Annotated in this window: 10 protein-coding genes; 3 read left to right on the top strand and 7 right to left on the bottom strand. The window is 64.6% G+C overall.

From position 1 onward, the window contains the following. Positions 1 to 293 precede the first annotated feature (293 nt). From GV819_RS07430 to glgB, 3 genes are all read left to right on the top strand, one after another. Positions 294 to 2,288 (top strand): alpha-1,4-glucan--maltose-1-phosphate maltosyltransferase, encoded by a 1,995-nt coding sequence (locus GV819_RS07430; protein ID WP_161755030.1) that lies wholly within the window; start codon positions 294 to 296, stop codon positions 2,286 to 2,288. Between the two features lie 142 nt (positions 2,289 to 2,430). Beyond that, positions 2,431 to 5,778 carry a maltose alpha-D-glucosyltransferase gene (treS, locus tag GV819_RS07425; RefSeq protein ID WP_161755028.1) on the top strand — a complete coding sequence of 1,116 codons (3,348 nt, stop codon included), beginning with the start codon at positions 2,431 to 2,433 and terminating at the stop codon, positions 5,776 to 5,778. Further along, positions 5,775 to 8,006: a 1,4-alpha-glucan branching protein GlgB gene (gene glgB / locus GV819_RS07420; protein ID WP_161755027.1), complete on the top strand. Its 2,232-nt coding sequence runs from the start codon at positions 5,775 to 5,777 to the stop codon at positions 8,004 to 8,006. Before treS ends, glgB begins: the two co-directional genes overlap by 4 nt. Positions 8,007 to 8,114: 108 nt before the next feature. Here the strand turns inward: glgB and GV819_RS07415 are convergent, their stop codons facing one another. The 7 genes from GV819_RS07415 to treZ form a co-directional block, all read right to left on the bottom strand. Then, positions 8,115 to 8,804, bottom strand: coding sequence for an alpha/beta hydrolase (locus tag GV819_RS07415; protein ID WP_161755025.1), 690 nt, complete (start codon positions 8,802 to 8,804; stop codon positions 8,115 to 8,117). Positions 8,805 to 9,065: 261 nt separating this feature from the next. Beyond that, positions 9,066 to 9,824 (bottom strand): PIG-L deacetylase family protein, encoded by a 759-nt coding sequence (locus tag GV819_RS07410; protein ID WP_161755023.1) that lies wholly within the window; start codon positions 9,822 to 9,824, stop codon positions 9,066 to 9,068. Positions 9,825 to 10,199: 375 nt separating this feature from the next. After that, entirely contained in the window at positions 10,200 to 12,362 is a 2,163-nt protein-coding gene (glgX, locus tag GV819_RS07405; RefSeq protein WP_161755020.1) for a glycogen debranching protein GlgX, read from the bottom strand. 113 nt (positions 12,363 to 12,475) lie between these two features. After that, entirely contained in the window at positions 12,476 to 12,763 is a 288-nt protein-coding gene (locus GV819_RS07400; RefSeq protein WP_161755019.1) for a DUF2934 domain-containing protein, read from the bottom strand. A gap of 21 nt (positions 12,764 to 12,784) precedes the next feature. Further along, the gene (locus GV819_RS07395; RefSeq protein ID WP_161755017.1) at positions 12,785 to 15,571 is read right to left on the bottom strand and encodes a malto-oligosyltrehalose synthase; all 2,787 of its coding nucleotides are present in this window, start codon (positions 15,569 to 15,571) and stop codon (positions 12,785 to 12,787) included. Then, positions 15,568 to 17,649 carry a 4-alpha-glucanotransferase gene (gene malQ, locus GV819_RS07390; RefSeq protein WP_161755015.1) on the bottom strand — a complete coding sequence of 694 codons (2,082 nt, stop codon included), beginning with the start codon at positions 17,647 to 17,649 and terminating at the stop codon, positions 15,568 to 15,570. Before malQ ends, GV819_RS07395 begins: the two co-directional genes overlap by 4 nt. Further along, positions 17,646 to 19,442: a malto-oligosyltrehalose trehalohydrolase gene (gene treZ, locus GV819_RS07385; protein WP_161755013.1), complete on the bottom strand. Its 1,797-nt coding sequence runs from the start codon at positions 19,440 to 19,442 to the stop codon at positions 17,646 to 17,648. The genes malQ and treZ overlap by 4 nt, the downstream gene beginning before the upstream one ends. Between the last annotated feature and the right edge of the window lie 12 nt (positions 19,443 to 19,454).

Raw genomic sequence — 19,454 nt, 5'->3', positions numbered from 1 at the left:
CTCGGCGACTGGCTCAGGTTCGCTAGGGGGCAGGGTCGGTTGATCGATGTTCGGGTCGGCAGTCTCTGCCGGGATCGGGATATTCATCGCTATGGCCTCCTTTGTGCTTGCAGATGTACCGGCGCCCTCGGTGGATCGCGGGGGGCGCGGATTTGATTCCCCCTGTATTCAACAATCCATTGCGATGAACTTTCGCCGCTGTCGATGGTTCGGAACCTAAGTGCATTGATTCACCGAGGCGCCGCCAGCCTCGCCACCAGAGCGTCGAAGACGTGTGAAAGGGGTGATGCTCGATGACTACCGAAAAACCGACTGAACAGCAGTACCAGGCGCATCTGCCCTTGTCCCAGGCTTTGTTGCTGCCGCGCATTGCCATCGAAAACACCCGCCCGGTGCTCGATGGTGGGCAATTCGCGGTCAAGGCGGTGGTCGGCCAGCAGGTCGAAGTAGGGTGCAAAGTGTTCGCCGACGGCCACGACAAGCTGGCGGTGCGGGTGCGCTGGCGTGACGAACAGCAGGACATCTGGGACAGCCAGGCCCTGGAGGACCAGGGCAACGATGGTTGGCTGGGGCACTTCCCGGTGCCGTCCGTGGGTCGCTACCGATTCTGTATCGAAGCCTGGATCGATCAGTTCGCCAGCTTCTGCTACGAGCTGGAAAAGAAACACCAGGCCGGGGTGCCGGTGAGCCTGGAGCTGCTGGAGGGCCGCAGCCAGGTGCAACTGGCCGCCGAGCGCAGCGAAGGGCCGTTGCGCGAGCAACTGCTGGCACTGCAACAGCAGCTTGGCGGATTGCTGGAGACCGAGCAGGTGGCGCTGTTCCTCAATCAACACAGTGCCCGATTGATGGCCGAGGCCGATCACCGGCCCTACCTCAGCCTGAGCCCCGAATACCCGGTGGATGTGGAGCGTGAACGGGCGCAATTTGCCAGCTGGTACGAGCTGTTTCCCCGCTCGATCAGCGACGATCCAGCCCGCCACGGCACCTTCAATGACGTTCATTCGCGGCTGTCGATGATCCACGACATGGGGTTCGACGTGCTGTATTTTCCGCCGATCCATCCCATTGGCCGCAGCCACCGCAAGGGTCGCAACAACTCGCTCAGCGCCGGCCCGGATGATCCGGGCAGCCCTTACGCGATTGGCAGCGAGGAGGGCGGCCACGAGGCCATTCACCTGCAACTGGGCAGTCGCGAGGATTTCCGTCGACTGCTCGCTGCCGCCGCCGACCATGGCCTGGAGATCGCCCTGGATTTCGCCATCCAGTGTTCCCAGGATCACCCCTGGCTCAAGCAGCACCCGGGCTGGTTCAACTGGCGTCCGGACGGCAGCATCAAATATGCCGAGAACCCGCCGAAGAAGTACCAGGACATCGTCAATGTCGACTTCTACGCCGCCGATGCCATACCCGGCCTGTGGCTGGAGTTGCGGGACATCGTCATGGGCTGGGTCGAGGAGGGGGTCAAGACCTTTCGCGTCGACAACCCCCACACCAAACCGCTGCCATTCTGGCAATGGCTGATCGGCGACGTGCGCAGCCAGCACCCGGAGGTGATCTTCCTGGCTGAAGCCTTCACTACCCCGGCGATGATGGCGCGCCTGGGCAAGGTCGGTTACTCCCAGAGCTACACCTACTTCACCTGGCGCAACAGCAAGAGCGAATTGTCGACCTATCTCAGCGAGCTCAACCAGTCGCCGTGGCGCGAGTGCTTCCGGCCGAACTTCTTCGTCAATACCCCGGACATCAACCCAGGCTTCCTGCATGAGTCGGGGCGCCCCGGGTTTCTCATCCGCACGGTGCTGGCCACCATGGGCTCGGGGTTGTGGGGCATGTATTCGGGGTTCGAACTGTGCGAATCGGCGCCGGTGCCAGGCAAGGAAGAGTACTTGGATTCGGAGAAGTACCAGATCCGCCCCCGGGACTTCACGGCGCCGGGCAATATCATTGCCGAGATCGCCCAACTCAATCGTATCCGCCGGCAGAACCCGGCATTGCACAGCCACCTGGGGCTGAAGCTGTACAACGCCTGGAACGACCAGATCCTGTATTTCGGCAAGCGCAGTGCCGATGGCGGCAACTTCGTACTGGTGGCGGTCTGCCTCGACCCGTTCAACCCCCAGGAAGCGCATTTCGAGTTGCCCCTGTGGGAGCTGGGCCTGCCCGACGATGCCGCGATCCAGGGCGAAGACTTGATGAACGGCCACCGCTGGACCTGGTACGGCAAGAGCCAATTCATGCGCCTCGAGCCGGCGCAACCCTTCGGTATCTGGCGTATCAGCTTGCCCTGAGCGCGGCGAGAACTGCTGCCAACGGCTTTGAACGAAGGCAACGCTCGCGGCGACCTCACTGCTGCGTAAAGGCCCTGAGGTTTTTTCTGTCGCCGAGGCAGGCGTCCGACAGGCGCATTCACCTCATTTCCAGGAGTTGAACATGGCGAAGACCCCCCGCCCAGCAACCTTTATCAATGACCCGCTCTGGTACAAGGACGCGGTGATCTACCAGGTGCACGTGAAGTCCTATTACGATTCCAACAACGACGGGATCGGTGATTTCCCCGGGCTGATCGCCAAGCTCGACTACATCAAGGACCTGGGGGTCAACACCCTGTGGCTGTTGCCGTTCTACCCTTCGCCACGGCGCGACGATGGCTACGACATCGCCGAATACCGTGGGGTCAGCCCGGACTACGGCACCCTGGCCGATGCCCGGCGTTTCATTGCCGAGGCGCATAAGCGTGGCTTGCGGGTAATCACCGAGCTGGTGATCAACCACACCTCCGACCAGCACCCCTGGTTCCAGCGGGCACGCAAGGCCAAGCCCGGCTCGGCGGCGCGCAACTTCTACGTGTGGTCCGATGACGAGCACAAGTACGCCGGCACGCGGATTATCTTTCTCGACACCGAGAAGTCCAACTGGACCTGGGACCCGGTGGCCGGCCAGTATTTCTGGCACCGCTTCTATTCCCACCAGCCGGACCTCAATTTCGACAACCCGCAGGTGCTGAAGGCGGTGCTCTCGGTGATGCGCTACTGGCTGGACATGGGCATCGACGGGCTGCGCCTGGACGCCATTCCCTACCTGATCGAGCGTGACGGCAGCAACAACGAGAACCTGCCCGAAACCCACGAGGTGCTCAAGCAGATCCGTGCCGAGATCGATGCCCATTACCCGGATCGCATGCTCCTGGCCGAGGCCAACCAATGGCCGGAGGACACCCAGCTGTATTTTGGGGATGCCAAGGGCGACGACGGCGATGAGTGCCACATGGCTTTCCATTTCCCGCTGATGCCACGCATGTACATGGCCCTGGCCCAGGAAGACCGTTTTCCGATCACCGACATCCTGCGTCAGACACCGGAGATCCCGGCCAACTGCCAGTGGGCGATCTTTTTGCGCAACCACGATGAGCTGACCCTGGAAATGGTCACCGACAAGGAGCGCGACTACCTGTGGAATTACTACGCCGCCGACCGCCGGGCACGGATCAATTTGGGGATCCGCCGGCGCCTGGCGCCACTGATGGAGCGGGACCGTCGGCGTATCGAATTGCTCAATAGCCTGCTGTTGTCGATGCCCGGTACGCCGACCCTGTATTACGGCGATGAAATCGGCATGGGCGACAACATTTACCTGGGCGACCGCGACGGAGTGCGCACACCCATGCAGTGGTCCATCGACCGCAACGGCGGTTTTTCCCGGGCCGACCCGGCGAGCCTGGTGCTGCCACCGATCATGGACCCGCTCTACGGTTACCCGTCGGTCAACGTCGAGACTCAGTCCGGCGACCCGCACTCATTGCTCAACTGGACCCGGCGCATGCTGGCGGTGCGCAAGCAGTCCAAGGCCTTTGGCCGGGGCAGCCTGAAAATGCTTTCGCCGAGCAACCGGCGGATCCTCGCCTACACCCGGGAATACACCGCCGCCGACGGCCAGCATGAAATCATCCTCTGTGTGGCCAACGTATCGCGCAGTGCCCAGGCGGTGGAGCTGGAGCTGTCGGCGTTCGCCGGCATGGTGCCGGTGGAGATGCTTGGCGGGAATGCCTTCCCGCCGATTGGCCAGTTGAGTTTCCTCCTGACCCTGGCGCCCTACGGTTTCTACTGGTTCGTCCTGGCGGCGCAGAGCCAGATGCCCAGCTGGCACGTGGAACCGGCGCAGAGCTTGCCGGACTTCACCACCCTAGTGCTGAAGAAACGCCTCGAAGAATTGCTCGAAGTGCCGTCGCGCACCACCCTGGAGCACAACGTGCTGCCCCAGTGGCTGCCCAAGCGTCGCTGGTTCGCTGGCAAGGACACGGCCATCGAGCAGGTGCGGATCGTCTATGGCGTGCGCTTTGGCGAGCCCCAGCACCCGGTATTGCTCAGCGAGATCGAGGTCGGCAGCCAGGGCCACCGCCACCTTTATCAATTGCCGTTCGGCCTGCTGGTGGAAGACCAGATCAGCAGCGCCTTGCCCCAGCAACTGGCCATGGCCCGGGTGCGCCGCGGACGCCAGGTGGGGTTGATCACCGATGCCTTCGCCCTCGACAGTTTCGTGCGCAGCGTGCTGCTGGCGCTGCAGGCGGGCACCGCACTGGACAGTCAGGCCGGGCGGATTCGCTTCGAGGGCACCGGGCAGTTGGCCGAACTGGGCCTTACCGCCGAGTCCGAGGTGCGCTACCTGTCGGCGGAACAGTCCAACTCTTCAGTGGTGGTGGGGGGCAGCCTGGTGCTCAAGCTGATTCGCAAAGTGGCGCCAGGTGTCCACCCGGAACTGGAAATGGGTGCCTTCCTGACGGCTGCCGGCTTCGCGCATATCTCGCCGCTGCTGGGCTCGGTAGTGCGCCGCAATGATCAAGGCGAGGAGCATTTGCTGATGATTGCCCAGGGCTACCTGAGCAATCAGGGGGATGCCTGGGAGTGGACTCAGAACAACCTGGAGCGGGCGATCCGAGATGAACTGGCGGACGCCATGTCTGAGCAGGAGCAGCATTACAACGCCCTGGGAGAGCTTGAGGATTTCGCGGGCCTGCTGGGGCTGCGCCTGGGCGAGATGCATGTGCTGCTGGCGGATGCCAACGGCAACCCGGATTTCGCTCCAGAGGTCAGCAATGATCAGGATGTCGAGGCCTGGAATCGCCAGGTCGGCGGGCAGTTGGAACGCGGGTTGCAGTTGCTCAAGCAGCACCAGGGCCAACTGAGCGTCGCCGATCAACAACAGGTGAGTCGATTGTTGCAGCATAAAGCGCAGATTCTCGATCACCTCCAGCAGTTGGCCAGACAGTTGGTGGGAGGCTTGCGCATTCGCGTTCACGGCGACTTGCACCTGGGGCAGGTGCTGGTGGTCAAGGGGGATGCCTATCTGATCGATTTCGAGGGCGAGCCGGCGCGGCCCCTGGTGGAACGCCGGGCCAAGCACAGCCCCTACAAGGATGTCAGCGGGGTGTTGCGTTCCTTCGACTACGCGGCGGCGTTGGCCCTTGAGGCCCTTGCGGTGCAGGGTTCGCAAACCGCCGGGGTGGCCCAGCAGCGAGTGGTCCGGCGTTACCTCGAAGCGTCGCGACGTACCTTTGTCGAGGCGTATCGGCTGGCGACGGCTAATCTTGCCCATGGCTGGCAGGAACCGACGGCAGCGGATGCCGCTTTGGCGCTGTTTAGCCTGGAGAAGGCCGCCTATGAACTGGCCTATGAAGCGGAAAACCGGCCCGCCTGGCTGCACGTGCCATTGCATGGTTTGGTCGGGCTGATGCGTGAACTGAAACCCTTTTCCGATATTGAGAGTGGTGGAGAGCAGTCATGAGTTTCTCGAACAAGGAACAGGGAAAGAACCAAACGGCATTGCTTCCTTCGGCCAAGGCCATCGATGCCCTGGTACGGGCTGAACATCGTGATCCATTTGCCATCCTCGGTCCCCACGAGGATGGCGCTGGTGGGCAATTCATCCGTGCCTTCCTGCCCGGCGCGCTGAGCGTGCAGGTGCTGGAACGCCAGCAGCAACAGGTGCTCGGCAGCCTTCAGGCCGCCACGGTGCCGGGTTTGTTTGTCGGACATTTTCCCCAGGCCCAGGCGTACCTGTTGCGCATTCAGTGGGCCACGGGCGAGCAGGTCAGCGAAGACCCCTACAGCTTTGGCCCCTTGCTAGGAGATATGGACCTGTATCTGTTCGCCGAAGGCAATCATCGCGACCTCAGCTCTTGCCTTGGGGCGCAGCTGACTCGCGTGGACGGGGTCCAGGGCGTACGCTTTGCGGTCTGGGCGCCGAACGCCCGCCGGGTCTCGGTGGTGGGGGACTTCAACGTCTGGGATGGGCGCCGGCACCCGATGCGCCTGCGGCACCCGTCGGGGGTCTGGGAGTTGTTCATTCCACGGCTGCAGCCCGGTGAAGCCTACAAGTACGAGATTCTCGGGGCCGAGGGCATTCTGCCGCTCAAGGCCGACCCGATGGCCCTGGCCACCCACTTGCCGCCGGACACGGCGTCCAGGGTCGCCGAGCCGTTGCAGGTTGACTGGCAGGACCAGCAATGGATGCAGGCCCGGGGTGAGCGCCAACGGGCCGATGCGCCATTGTCGATCTACGAATTGCACGCGGGATCCTGGCAGTGCGAAGTCGATGACCTGGGAGAGGTAGCCCGCCAGTACAGCTGGACCGAGTTGGCCGAGCGGCTGATTCCCTACGTCAAGGACCTGGGGTTCACCCACATCGAACTGATGCCGATCATGGAGCATCCCTTTGGTGGTTCCTGGGGCTACCAGCCGCTGTCGCAGTTCGCCCCCAGTGCCCGCTACGGCACGCCGCACGACTTCGCCGCTTTCGTCAACGCCTGCCATCAGGCGGACATCGGCGTGATCCTCGACTGGGTACCCGCGCATTTCCCCACCGATACTCATGGCCTGGCGCAATTCGACGGCACCGCGCTGTATGAATACGGCAATCCCCTGGAAGGCTTTCACCAGGACTGGGACACCCTGATCTATAACCTCGGACGCACCGAGGTGCACGGTTTCATGCTGGCGTCGGCGCTGCACTGGCTCAAGCACTTCCATGTCGATGGCCTGCGGGTGGATGCCGTGGCCTCGATGCTCTATCGCGATTACTCACGCAAGGCCGGGGAGTGGGTGCCCAACCGTCACGGCGGCCGCGAGAACCTCGAGGCCATCGACTTCCTGCGTCACCTCAACGACGTGGTGGCCCTGGAAGCTCCCGGCGCGCTGGTGATTGCCGAGGAGTCCACCGCCTGGCCGGGGGTCAGCCAGAGCACCGCCCAGGGCGGGCTTGGCTTTGCCTATAAATGGAACATGGGCTGGATGCATGACTCCCTGCACTACATCCAGCAGGACCCGGTGTACCGTGCCCATCACCACAACGAGCTGAGCTTTGGCCTGGTCTACGCCTGGTCCGAGCGCTTCATCCTGCCGATCTCCCACGACGAAGTGGTGCACGGCAAGCATTCGCTGATCGACAAGATGCCCGGGGACCGCTGGCAGAAATTTGCCAACCTGCGGGCCTATCTCAGCTTCATGTGGGCTCATCCGGGCAAGAAGCTGCTGTTCATGGGCTGCGAGTTCGGTCAATGGCGCGAGTGGAACCACGACCAGCAATTGGACTGGTACCTGCTGCAGTACCCCGAACACCGCGGGGTGCAGCAATTGGTCGGGGATCTCAATCGCCTGTACCGCCAGTATCCGGCGCTGCATGACCAGGATGATGCCCCCCAGGGTTTCCAGTGGCTGATCGGCGATGACGCGATCAACAGCGTGTATGCCTGGCTGCGCTGGAGCAAGGCGGGCGAACCGTTGCTGGTGGTGGCCAACTTCACCCCAGTGCCGCGTCAGGCCTACCGGGTCGGCGTACCGGTGGCGGGGCGCTGGGGCGAACTGCTCAACAGTGATTCGCAGCTGTATGCCGGCTCCAACTATGGCAATGGCGGCGAAGCGTTCAGTGAAGAGCAGGGCAGTCATGGCCAGGCGCTGTCTCTGGTGCTCAACCTGCCGCCGCTGGCGGTGTTGATCCTGCGCCCCGACAGCTGACCCCAAGGACCGCTGCCGCAGGCTTGAAGGGCCGGGGTGGCGGTGCTCAGGCAGGGTCAGCCGATTGGTAGCCAAGCCCCAGGCTCAGGGCTATGGCGTCTCGGCCGCTTACAGGGATTCAGCGGCTTCGATGATCAGCGCCGCCACGGCAGCCGGCTGGGACGCCAGGGACGCATGGCTGGCGTCCAGATGGATCACTTTGCGCGCGTTCAGGCGCGCGGCCATGCGTTCCTGGTTCTGCGGGGCGATCATCCGGTCGGCAGTGGACACTTGGTACCACGAGGGTTTGTCGCGCCATGCCGGGGCGCCCAGGGTGTCGCCGAAAGTACTGGCCAAGGGCGCTTTCTGGGTCAGGCCCATGACCAGGCCCTCTTGCGGGCTCAGGTCCTGGCAGAAACTCTGCTGGAAGCGCTCCGGCCGTACCCACAGGTAACCGTCGCTGTCCGGCTCCAGGTTGGCTGCCGCTTCAGGTAGATGTTCCTGGGTCAGGCCGCCGGGGCTTTCACCCTGGTCGGGGGCGAAGGCGGCGATGTACACCAGGCCGGCGACGTTGGCCGCATGCCCGGCCTGTGTGATCACCGCGCCGCCATAGGAGTGCCCGACCAACAGCACCGGCCCCGACTGCTGGGCCACCAGCTTGCGGGTGCGCTCGACGTCTTCGGCCAGGGAGGTCAGGGGCAGTTCCACCGCGCGGATTTTCTCGTAGCCGTGGTTCAGCAGTTCGACTATGACCCGGTTCCAGTGGGCTGCGCCGCCCCAGAACCCGTGGACCAGGACGATCGTGGGTTTATCGCTCATCAATTGACTCCTTCTGCTTGGACCAGGCCGACCTCGGGACGGATGCTCTGGGGTCCAGGTCCGGAAAAAAGCATGGACGACTATTGTGGCGGCGGCGTGATTTATTCGGTGAATCGGATGTGCGGCCCCTGCTGGCCATTGCACTGCCACGCTCAGCAACCAGCGGTCGCCGAGGTGGGTCGCTGCTCAGAGCCAGTGACGGTGACGGATGGGGCTGCTGAGCGTGAGGTGCACGTGCAGCTTATCTAGTCCTCAGGCCCGTTACATGAGGATGATCTCGTAGGGCATGCGCAAGCGCTCCAGCAGCACGGGCGACAGCGACGGCTGCAGGCCGATCTCCGGCTCGGCTTGCAGTTGGCTGGCGTAGGCGTGGACGGCATGGCGCTTGCGCGCCACGGTCCAGGTGTCCAGGCGCAGCTTGCGGGCCCGCGCCCAAGGAATCTGGTGTTCCTCGCGGGCAGACCAGTGCCAGGCCCAGAGCGGAATTTCATGAAAGCGCGCGCCCACCAGCGCCGCGGCCTTGGCCGTCGCCCGGCCTACCGCCTCGTGGTCGAGATTGCCGTCGGCGCGCCAGGTGCTGAACACCACGTCGCTGGCCCGCAAGTAGCGGCTGATGAACGGCACCAACTGTTGCTCGCCCTGGGCCAGGGCGCTGTCGGCAAAGCCGCCGCGAATCCACTTCAGGCTGTGCAGGGGTAGCCCCAGGCGGCGCAGGGCCTCGGCACTTTCCTGGGGGCGAAAGACACTCAGGCGCCGTTTGGGCCACAACTCCGAGCCTGGATGGCTGGCGCTGCCGTCGCTGATGGAAATCAGTTGCAAAGGGTAGCCATGGTGCGCGAGCACCTGCAGCAGGCCGCCGCTGGCGACTACTTCGTCACCAGGGTGCGGGGCGACGATCACCACCCGGGAGCCGGCCGGGACCAGGTTGGAGAGGTTGATGGCCGGGAGGTCGGCCAGGCTGCTGGCAGTGTTCCAGATCTGACTGGGCCAACTGTTATCGAGTGCGGGTATGGCTTTCATGACGGGTCACATCCCTGTGTCGGCCGCACGCTAAGGCGCTGAACGAAGGTTCAAACTTGGCCTTGGGTTTACACATACGCTGATTCCATGGCGGTTGCCTCAGCGTGAAGTACCGGTGTTCCATACCTTTGGAACGCCGTGATGGTGCGCAATCATACCCAGCCCGAGCCCCTCTACACAGGGGGCAGGCCAACTTATCGATTGCGATTCGGTACATAGGGTAGACGCATTTTTCTCCGGGGCAGGCCCTTTCGATGAATCTCCGCGAATTGCCGCGGCCTTCCCGGGTGCTATCGGTTGCCGGCGCAGGCTTGCCGCGACGGCAGCGGCCGGAACGCTGCAAGGCTTGCGGGCCGATTCGTCGGCACGCCGCACTTACTCTTGTTCCTCATGCTGGAGTTCGAAGAACAGCAAGGAGCGACCGGTGACCGAGTATTCGTGGCCGAAGGCGAAGCGTTCCTGGCCGCGCACCGCCGGCTGGTTGGTGTCGATCATGCAGGTCCAGAACTCCCCGGCGGGGACCTGGGGCAAGCGGAAATTGACCACGTCGTGGTGGGCGTTGACCACCAGCAGCACGGTGGCGTCGGCCCCGGGGCGGCGGATCCCGGTTTCCTGGGCGCGGCCGTCCAGCAGCATGCCCAGGCAGCGGCCATGGGCGTCCTGCCAGTGCTCGGTGGTCATCTCGCTGCCGTCGGGGGCCAGCCAGGTCACGTCCTTGACCCCGATGTCCTCGTTGTAATTACCCACCAGGAAGCGCCCACGGCGCAGGATCGGGTAGTTCAGGCGCAGCTTGATCAGGCGCTTGACGAACTTCAGCAGCGACTTGCCGTCGGCGTCCAGGTCCCAGTTGACCCAGCCGATCTCGCTGTCCTGGCAGTAGGCATTGTTGTTGCCGTGCTGGGTGCGGGCGAATTCATCACCGGCCACCACCATCGGCGTGCCCTGGGCCAGCAGCAGGGTGGCGAAGCAGTTGCGCATCTGGCGCAGGCGCAGGGCGTTGATCTCGGGATCGTCGGTGGGCCCCTCGACGCCGTGGTTCCAGGACAGGTTGTTGTTGCTGCCGTCCTGGTTGTTCTCGTCGTTGGCCTCGTTGTGCTTGTCGTTGTAGGACACCAGGTCGTGCAGGGTGAAGCCGTCGTGGGCGGTGACGAAGTTGAGCGAGGCATAGGGGCGCCGGCCGCGCTGGTCGAACATCTCGCCGGAGGCGGTCATGCGCCCGGCAAAGTCCGCCAGTTGACCATCGTCGCCTTTCCAGAAGGCCCGTACGGTGTCGCGAAAGCGGTCGTTCCACTCCACCCAGCCCGGCGGGAAGTTGCCTACCTGATAGCCACCGGGGCCACAGTCCCAGGGTTCGGCGATCATTTTCACCTGGCGCAGCACCGGGTCCTGGCGGCAGGCCACGAGGAAGCTGTGGCGTTCGTCGAAACCGTTGTGGTAGCGGCCGAGGATGGTCGCCAGGTCGAAGCGGAAGCCGTCCACGTGCATTTCCGTGGCCCAGTAGCGCAACGAGTCGGTGACCATCTGCAGCACGCAGGGGTGGCTCAGGTCGAGGGTGTTGCCGGTGCCGGAATCGTTGATATAGAAACGCTTGTCGTCGGGCATCAGGCGATAGTAGGAAGCGTTGTCGATGCCGCGCATGGACAGGGTCGGGCCTTGCTCGTTGCCTTCGGCGGTGTGGTTGTAGACCACGTCCAGCAGCACTTCCAGCCCGGCTTCGTGCAGGTGCGCGACCATTTCCTTGAATTCGGCAATCTTGCCGCTGGCCAGGTAGCGCGGGTCCGGGGCGAAGAAGGCGATGCTGTTGTAGCCCCAGTAGTTGGTCATGCCCTTGTGCAGCAGGTGCTGGTCGTTGACGAAGGCGTGGACCGGCAGCAGTTCCACCGATGACACCCCAAGCTTGCGGATGTGCTCCAGCACGTCGTCGACCATCAGCCCGGCGAAGGTGCCCCGCAGGTTTTCCGGGACCGCGGGGTGGCGCATGGTGAAGCCGCGCACGTGGGTCTCGTAGATGATGGTCTTGTCCCACGGCACGCTGACCCGCTGGTCGTTGCCCCAGGTGTGGGCCGGGTCGATGACCTTGCACTTGGGCACGAAGGGCGCGCTGTCGCGCTCATCGAAACTGAGGTCGGCGTCGGGGTGGCCAATGGTGTAGCCGAACAGCGCCTCGGACCATCGCAGCTGGCCCACCAGCTGCTTGGCATAGGGATCGATCAGCAATTTGTTGGGATTGAAGCGGTGGCCGTTGGCGGGGTCATAGGGACCATGCACCCGGTAGCCGTAGATCAGCCCGGGATGGGCGTCGGGCAGGTAGCCGTGGAAGATCTCGTCGGTGTATTCCGGCAGTTCGATGCGCTCCAGTTCGACCTCCCCGGTGTCGTCGAAGATACACAGTTCGACCTTGGCGGCGTTGGCCGAGAACAGCGCGAAGTTGACCCCCAGACCGTCCCAGGTGGCGCCCAGGGGGAAGGGCAGGCCTTCACGAATGCGCGAAGGTTCACTCTCGGGGGGAGGCGCCGGGATCTGCTTGGATCTGCTCATGGTTGCTCCTGCAAATAAGGTCGGGGTTCGAGCCCGGGGTTTCTCCGGGCGAGCGAAACCTTTGTGGTGCTGGGGCGCGCCACAGGTTCATCGCAATGAGGCCAGGAGTGTCGTCAGTTGGCTGGCGGTTTGCGCGGCGCTCGGGGTTTCCTGGTGGCGGGCTTTTCACCCGGAGGCACCACCACGGCAGCGGCCGACTTGGCCTTGGGCTTGGCTGCGCTCTTGCTCGCCGGCTTGGCAGCGGTGGATTTGGCCTTGGATGGCGAGTTTGGGGCCAGGGCCTCGGCTTCGGCGAGCTTGCGGGCCATTTCCCAATGGCGGGCCTCGTGGCCCTGCGGCTTACCTTCCGACTCCCAGATCTGATAAGCGAATTCACGAATGCGTTTGTCGTCGGTACTCATCGCAATGCTCCTGGACTGAACTCAATGTTGGATCAAAAGGTTGAGCGGAAAGTCTTGCAGTACGGCACTGATCATCAGCTCTCTGTTGGGTGTGACTAGCGCCGTGGAAAAAAGTCCATTCAGGTTGCGGCCCGAGGCGGCGAACGGTAGTTGCACCCGAGCATCGCCCCAAAGCGGCGCATCGACCCAGGGCAGTGCACTGTCTTTCAGCCAGCCGGCGACCTGGATCGGCACGATCACCACGGCCCGCTGCTGCTGGTATTCACGCATGAATGCCAGGACTCGTTCGGCGCCTTGGCCGATGACCGGCAACGGCTGATAGCGCCCTTGGCGAAACAGCTGTGGATACTGGCTGCGCAGCTCCAGGGTACGGGCGATCAAGCCTTGCTTGATGCGCCCATCCCGCCACTGGGCGAGCCACTCGCCCGGGGCCGGCAACCTTTCCAGTGCCCGCTGCCGGGCGCGGTAGTCCACTGGCCGGCGGTTGTCCGGGTCCACCAGGCTGAAGTCCCAGAAATCATTGCCCTGATACAGGTCCGGGACACCCGGTACGGTCATGCGCAGCAAGGTTTGCGCCAGGCTGTTGAGAGCCCCGGCGGGAGCGATGGCGTTGGCTGCAGCGGCAATCGAACGGCGCAAGGCCAGGCCTTGGGGGAAACACAGCAGGGCGTTGACAAACCCCTGGACCGCGTTTTCGTACTCCGGGTTCACGGCCGCCCAACTGCTGTGCAATTTGGCCTCGCGCAGGGCCTTGAGCTGCCATTGGCAGATTCGCTCTGCATAGCGCTCGAGTGCTGACCCATCCTGCGCTCCGAGATCCAGGGGCCAACTGCCCAGCAAGGTCTGATAGAGGATCAATTCATCTCCCGCCGAGGGGGCGTCGGGATGGGCGCGCAACGGCACGGCCAACTCGCGCCAGGTGTCGACTTGCCCGGCGTACCACTCGGCGCGTTCACTGAGCACTGCCAGGCGCGCACGGCTGTCTTCACCGCGCTTGTGGTCATGGGTGGCGCTGGCCAGCAGGTTGTCGGGGAAACTCGCCAGGCGTTGCTCGCAGGCCGCGTGGAAGGCCGACACCGGTGCACTGAACTGCTCGGTATTGAAGCCCACGTCATTACGCGACAGCAGCACTGCCGAGCGATAGAAGGCCGTGTCTTCCACGGCCTTGGCCGCCGCCGGCGACGTCAGTTGCTGAAAGCGCACGCAGGCGTGACGCAGCAGTTTGCGCCCGCGACCCGGTGGCTGCCGGCGCCAGCCCTGGCCGCCAAGCCAGCGCTCCAGGCAATCCAGCACCGGCCAATCTGCTTCGCTCAGGCTGGCCCGGGCGCCGCTCATGGCTTGCTCGAAGAACGCTTGGTCTTGTGGCGCACGGCCGCAGGCACTGATGTAGGTGCGGTACACCGGGAAGTGCACGATCAGCGCCTGCAATGCCCGGCGGATGGCGCCCAGGGTCAGGTCGCGGCTCATCAGGTCCAGGCGTGCGACCTGCAGCAGGGCCTGCGCGACACTTTCAAAATCGCTGGCCAGAGAACTGTTGAGAATCTGCTGGCGTGCCAGTCGTGCTTCTTCGCCAAACTGCGCCGGGCGCTGGCTGTGTCGACTCCACAGCTCGGCGAGCAATGGCTGGCCCCTGGGCGCCTGTTGCAGCAGCGACACTTGGTTCATGAATTCGTAGCCGGTGCTGCCGTCCACCCCCCAGTCGTGGTGCAGGTGCTCGCCGGCGCCGAGGATCTTCTCGACAAAGATCGGCAGGTGCTGGCCGGGGCGCAGGCGGTCAACCCGGCGTCGCAGTTTGCGGCAGTACCCCCGAGGGTCGGCGAGGCCGTCGATATGGTCGATGCGCAGCCCGTCTACCAGTTGCTGCTCGATCAGCTCGAAGAGCTTTGCGTGAGTGGCTTCGAACACTGCCGGGCGTTCGACCCGCAGGCCTCCCAGTTCGTTGACGTCGAAGAAGCGCCGCCAGTTGATGTCGTCGGCAGCGGTGCGCCAACTGGCCAGGCGGTAGCTCTGCTGTTCCAGCAGTTGATGCAGGCGCGCCAAACCCTCTGGCTGGCGGCAGTCAAAGCGGTGCAAGTGGCTCTCGATCGCCTGGCGTACCGACGGCTGTTCCAGCAACTGTCCCAGGGACTGCTGCAAAGGTTGTGCTTGGGCGTGGGCATCGCCGTTGAAACGCAAAGCGGAAAAACCGTCGGCGAGGGTTTTCAGGGCGGCGCAGTATTCGGCCTGCAAACCGCCCTCAACTTGCAGTAACTGCCCATAGTCGCCGGGACAGACTGGGAAACGGTGCTCGTGGTGCCGGACATGAAAGCCCCGCAGGTCGTCATCCAGCTGCAATATCAGGTGGCCTTCCTGCAGCGCCACGCCGTAGTCGCTGCCAAGGAATGGCAAGAGCAACTGGCCTTCCATCAGCGGGTCGGGGGAATGCCACTGGATATCGAAGAACTCGCCATAAGGGCTCAGGCGACCCCAGCGCAACAAGTCGAGCCACCAGGGGTTATCGCCACCGCCCACCGCCATGTGGTTGGAGACGAAGTCGAGGATCAGCCCCATCTGCTGCTGGCGCAGGGCAGCCACCAGGCGCTTGAGGGCCGATTCGCCGCCCAGTTGCGGGTTGACCCGGGTCGGGTCAACCACGTCATAACCGTGCATCGAGCCGGCTCGGGCGCAGAGCAGTGGCGAGGCATACAGGTGACTGATGCCCAGGCGGGCGAAGTAGGGCACCAGGGGCACCGCGTCGTCGAGGGTGAAGCCTTGATGAAATTGCAGGCGCAGGGTCGCTCGTAGCAACGGCTCGGCCGGCGGGTTCATCGGTCACGCTCAAGGGCTTGTTGGCGGGCACAGGCCAGCAGCTCCAGGCGCCGTGCGGCGTCGCTATCATCCAGCAGGCGTGTGCTCGAACTGGCCAGGCGCCGACGCCAGTTGGGGTGGGTGTCGAGGGTGCCGGGCAGGTTGGCCTGCTCGTCGATGCCCAGGGCATCTTCCAATGGCAGCAGTACCAGGGGCGCCCGGGTATGGCCGAGAAAACGCACGCTGGCGTCCACCACCTGATCGGCTTCGTGGGCCTGCTCGTGGAAATTCTGCGGGTCCTGGGCCAGGGCCTGGCGCAGGCCCTCGCGTTCGCGCTGGCGATGTTCGCGCCATTGCAGCGCACCGGCTTCATCCACCAGGCCCAGGCGCAGGTTCCAGTCGATGTCGCGGCCGTGCCACCAGCCGTTGAGGGTGGGCAGGTCGTGGGTGCTGGTGGTGGCCAGGGCGTTGTCCGGCCAGTCGAGGATCGGCTTGAAGTGGCAGCCATGGTCCTGTTCGAACAACAGCACGCGCATGCCGAGCATGGCCCGGGCCGCGAGTTTTTCCCGCAGGCCGTCAGGCACCGTGCCCAGGTCCTCGCCGAGCACGATGGCCTGGTGACGGTGTGATTCCAGGGCCAGCAGGCGCAGCAGGTCGTCCACCGGGTAATACAGATAGGCACCATCACTGGGGGGCGCGCCCAGGGGGATCACCCACAGCCGTTGCAGGCCCATCACATGGTCGATGCGCAGGCCACCGGCATGGGCGAAGTTGGCCCGGAGCATTTCGATGAAGGCGCGAAACCCATGGCGCTGCAAACCCTCCGGGGAGAAGGCACAGATGCCCCAGCCCTGGCCCTGGCGATTGAGAATGTCCGGTGGCGCGCCCACGGTCAGGGCCGCCAGCAACTGTTCCTGGCGACTCCAGGCCTGGCTGCCGCCACCGTCGGCGCCCACCGCCAGGTCGGCAATCAGGCCGATGCCCATGCCGCTACTGCGCGCGGCACTTTGCGCCCGTTGCAGGCTGCGGGCGATCAGCCACTGGCAGAAGGCATGGAAACTGATTTCATCGGCATGCTCCTCGGCGAACTGCACCAGCGCCGGGCTGGCGGGATTGCGCCAGTGCTCCGGCCAGTGGCGCCAGTCGAGGTCTTCGCCACGGGTCGCACGCTGGGCCTGGATGGCCTCGAAGCGGCAATGGTTCTCCAAGGCTTCGCCGGCGGCCTGGCGGTAGCTGGCGAAGTCCTGGTGCAGCGGGTGCGCACCGTGGCAGAAGCCTTGATACAGGGCCCGCAGCGCCTGTTGCTTGGCCTGGGCCGCCTGGGGCCAGTCGATCAACGGGTGCTGCTCCAGTGCCTGCAGCTGTTCAGCGACGCCGCAGGCTTCGATCGCTGCGCGCCAGGCCCGTTCGCCGAGGATCGTTCCGGGGGCGGCATACAAACTATTGAGAAACAGACGGCTGGAGGGTGAGTAGGGGCTATAGCGCTGGGGGGCGCTGGCGAACATGGCGTGCAGCGGGCTGATGGCCAGCGCGTTGGCCCCGCGTTCGGCCGCTTGCCGGGCCAGTTCCTCCAGGGCCTGGGTGTCGCCGAAGCCGCCATCGCCGGGGCGGCGCAGGGAATACAGTTGCACGCTGAGGCCCCAGGCCCGCGGCGTCGCCTGGTCCACCGCTTGAGCCACGCTGTAGCAGCGCTCCGGGGCCACCGCGAGGATGAAGTGTTCGTCCTCGATGCTCGCGCTGTGGTAACCCACGGGGATCTGACCGGGCAGCACACTCTGCCCATCCAGTTGCAACGACAGTTGCTGGCCGTCTTCCAGCTGCAGCTCACAGAGGGCCTGGGGCGGAAAATAGCGGGCCAGGTCCAGGCCTTGGCCGACATCCGCGGTGAGCAGCGGCGGCAGGTGCCGGCTCTGTTGCGCCTGGTGCAATTGCCGCAGGCTGTTTTCGATTTCCACAGGGTTCTCGGCTGGGTGCCCCAGGCCTGCCAGCACCGCGCGCAGCACCCGCGGTTCGACCCGTTGCGCACGGCCGTTGGCATCCACCCAGTCCACTGCCAGACCGGCGCGGCTGGCGAGTATTTCCAGTTGCGCATCGTTCATAGGCGTTCTCCATCAGGGGCGGTCGGGGAGGTCTGGTCATCCAGTTGCACCAGCGCGCTGAAGGCCGGCAGGTAACCCTGGCTCCAGTGCTTGAGGGTGTGCGCTGGGTACTCGAACCACAGTCGCGAGGCTTGCAGGGGCGGCAGCTCGACCCGGTGCGGGCTGAGGTTGAGGTCGATGCGCAACAGGCTGCCGTCCCCCAGACGCCAGCGCGCACTCAAGGCGCCTTCCGCCAGTACCTCGGTCTCCAGGGCACGGGCGCCGACCAGGCGCGGGATCAGCTCGCGGTGGCGGATACGCAGCAAGCTGCGGTACAGCTCGCGAGTCGCGCAGGCTTGTTGCAATTGTGCTTGCGGGCGTGAGGCATTGAAGGTTGAGAGCGCATTGGGGTCGGGAATGCGCTGGCGCTGCTGCGCGTCGGCAAAGGCGCTGAAGGCGGCGAATTCATTGCGCCGCCCCTCGCGCACCGCTGCCGCCAGTTCGCCCTGGTGGCTGGTAAAGAACAGGAACGGCTCCTGGGCCGCCATCTCGTCGCCCATGAACAACAGCGGGATCATCGGCGACAACAGCAACAGTACGGTGGCGGCATGCAGGGCCTGGGTTGGCGCCAGTTGGTTGAGGCGCTCACCGAATGCGCGGTTGCCGATCTGGTCGTGGTTCTGCAGGAACAGTACGAAGGCGCTGGGGGGCAGATGGCCGCTGGGTTCGCCGCGAGCCTCGCCATGGCGATTGGCATGCCCCTGAAAGGCGAAGCCCTGGCTCAGGCAGCGGGCCAGTTGCGCGGTAGGCTGCTCAGCGAAATCGGCGTAGTAGGCGTCGGTTTCCCCGGTCAGCAGCACGTGCAGGGCGTTGTGCCCGTCATCGTTCCACTGCGCGTCAAAACCTTGCTGCAGGAGGCTGGCCTGGTTGAGTTCGTTTTCCAGGTTGAGCCATACATGGCGCGAGGCCGGCACTGCCCGGCGTACCCGTTGGGCCAGTTCGACCAGGAAGTCCGGATCGTCAATGGCGTGCACCGCGTCCAGGCGCAGGCCGTCGAAGCGATACTCCAGCAGCCACATCAGGGCGTTTTCGATAAAGAACTCGCGCACCGGCCGGCGGCGAAAGTCGATGGCCGCGCCCCAGGGGGTGTGCAGGTCCGTGCGGAAGAACTCCCTGGCGTATTGCAGCAGGTAGTTGCCGTCGGGACCGAAGTGGTTGTAGACCACATCAAGGATCATCGCCAGCCCCAGGCCGTGAGCGGCATCGATCAAGGCCTTGAGGTCGTCGGGGGAACCGTAGGAGGCTTCCGGGGCGAAGGGCAGGACGCCGTCGTAACCCCAGTTGCGCTCGCCGGGAAACTCCGCCAGGGGCATCAGTTCGATGGCGCTCACCCCCAGCTCCACCAGGGCCGGCAAGGCTTGCCGTACCGCCAGGTAGCCACCCATCACGCCCACGTGCAGTTCGTAGATCACCGCTTCATGCCAGGGGCGGCCGCACCACTGGGAGTGCTGCCAGCAATAGCTGTGGGGGTCGACCACCAGGCTCGGGCCATGCACGTCGCCGTCCTGGGCCCGGGAGGCCGGGTCCGGAACCTGGATCTGGCCGTCGATAGTGAAGCGGTAGCGGCTGCCGGCCGGGCAGCGCGCCTGGACCATGAACCAGCCCTCGGGCTGGGGGTGCATCGGCAGTGACTGGCCGCCCCCCAGTTCGACGCTGACCGCCTGCGCATCCGGCGCCCACAGGGCGAAGCGGGTGCGCTCGGCATCCAGCATCAGCGCACCGTGGCTCGAGGTTTCCAAAGTGCTTAACGGCATCTGTCCAGGCCC

Origin of the sequence: Pseudomonas sp. Fl5BN2, from assembly GCF_009908205.1 — a bacterium.
Taxonomy (GTDB): Bacteria; Pseudomonadota; Gammaproteobacteria; order Pseudomonadales; family Pseudomonadaceae; genus Aquipseudomonas.
This window is presented reverse-complemented; position numbering and strand designations above follow the sequence as displayed.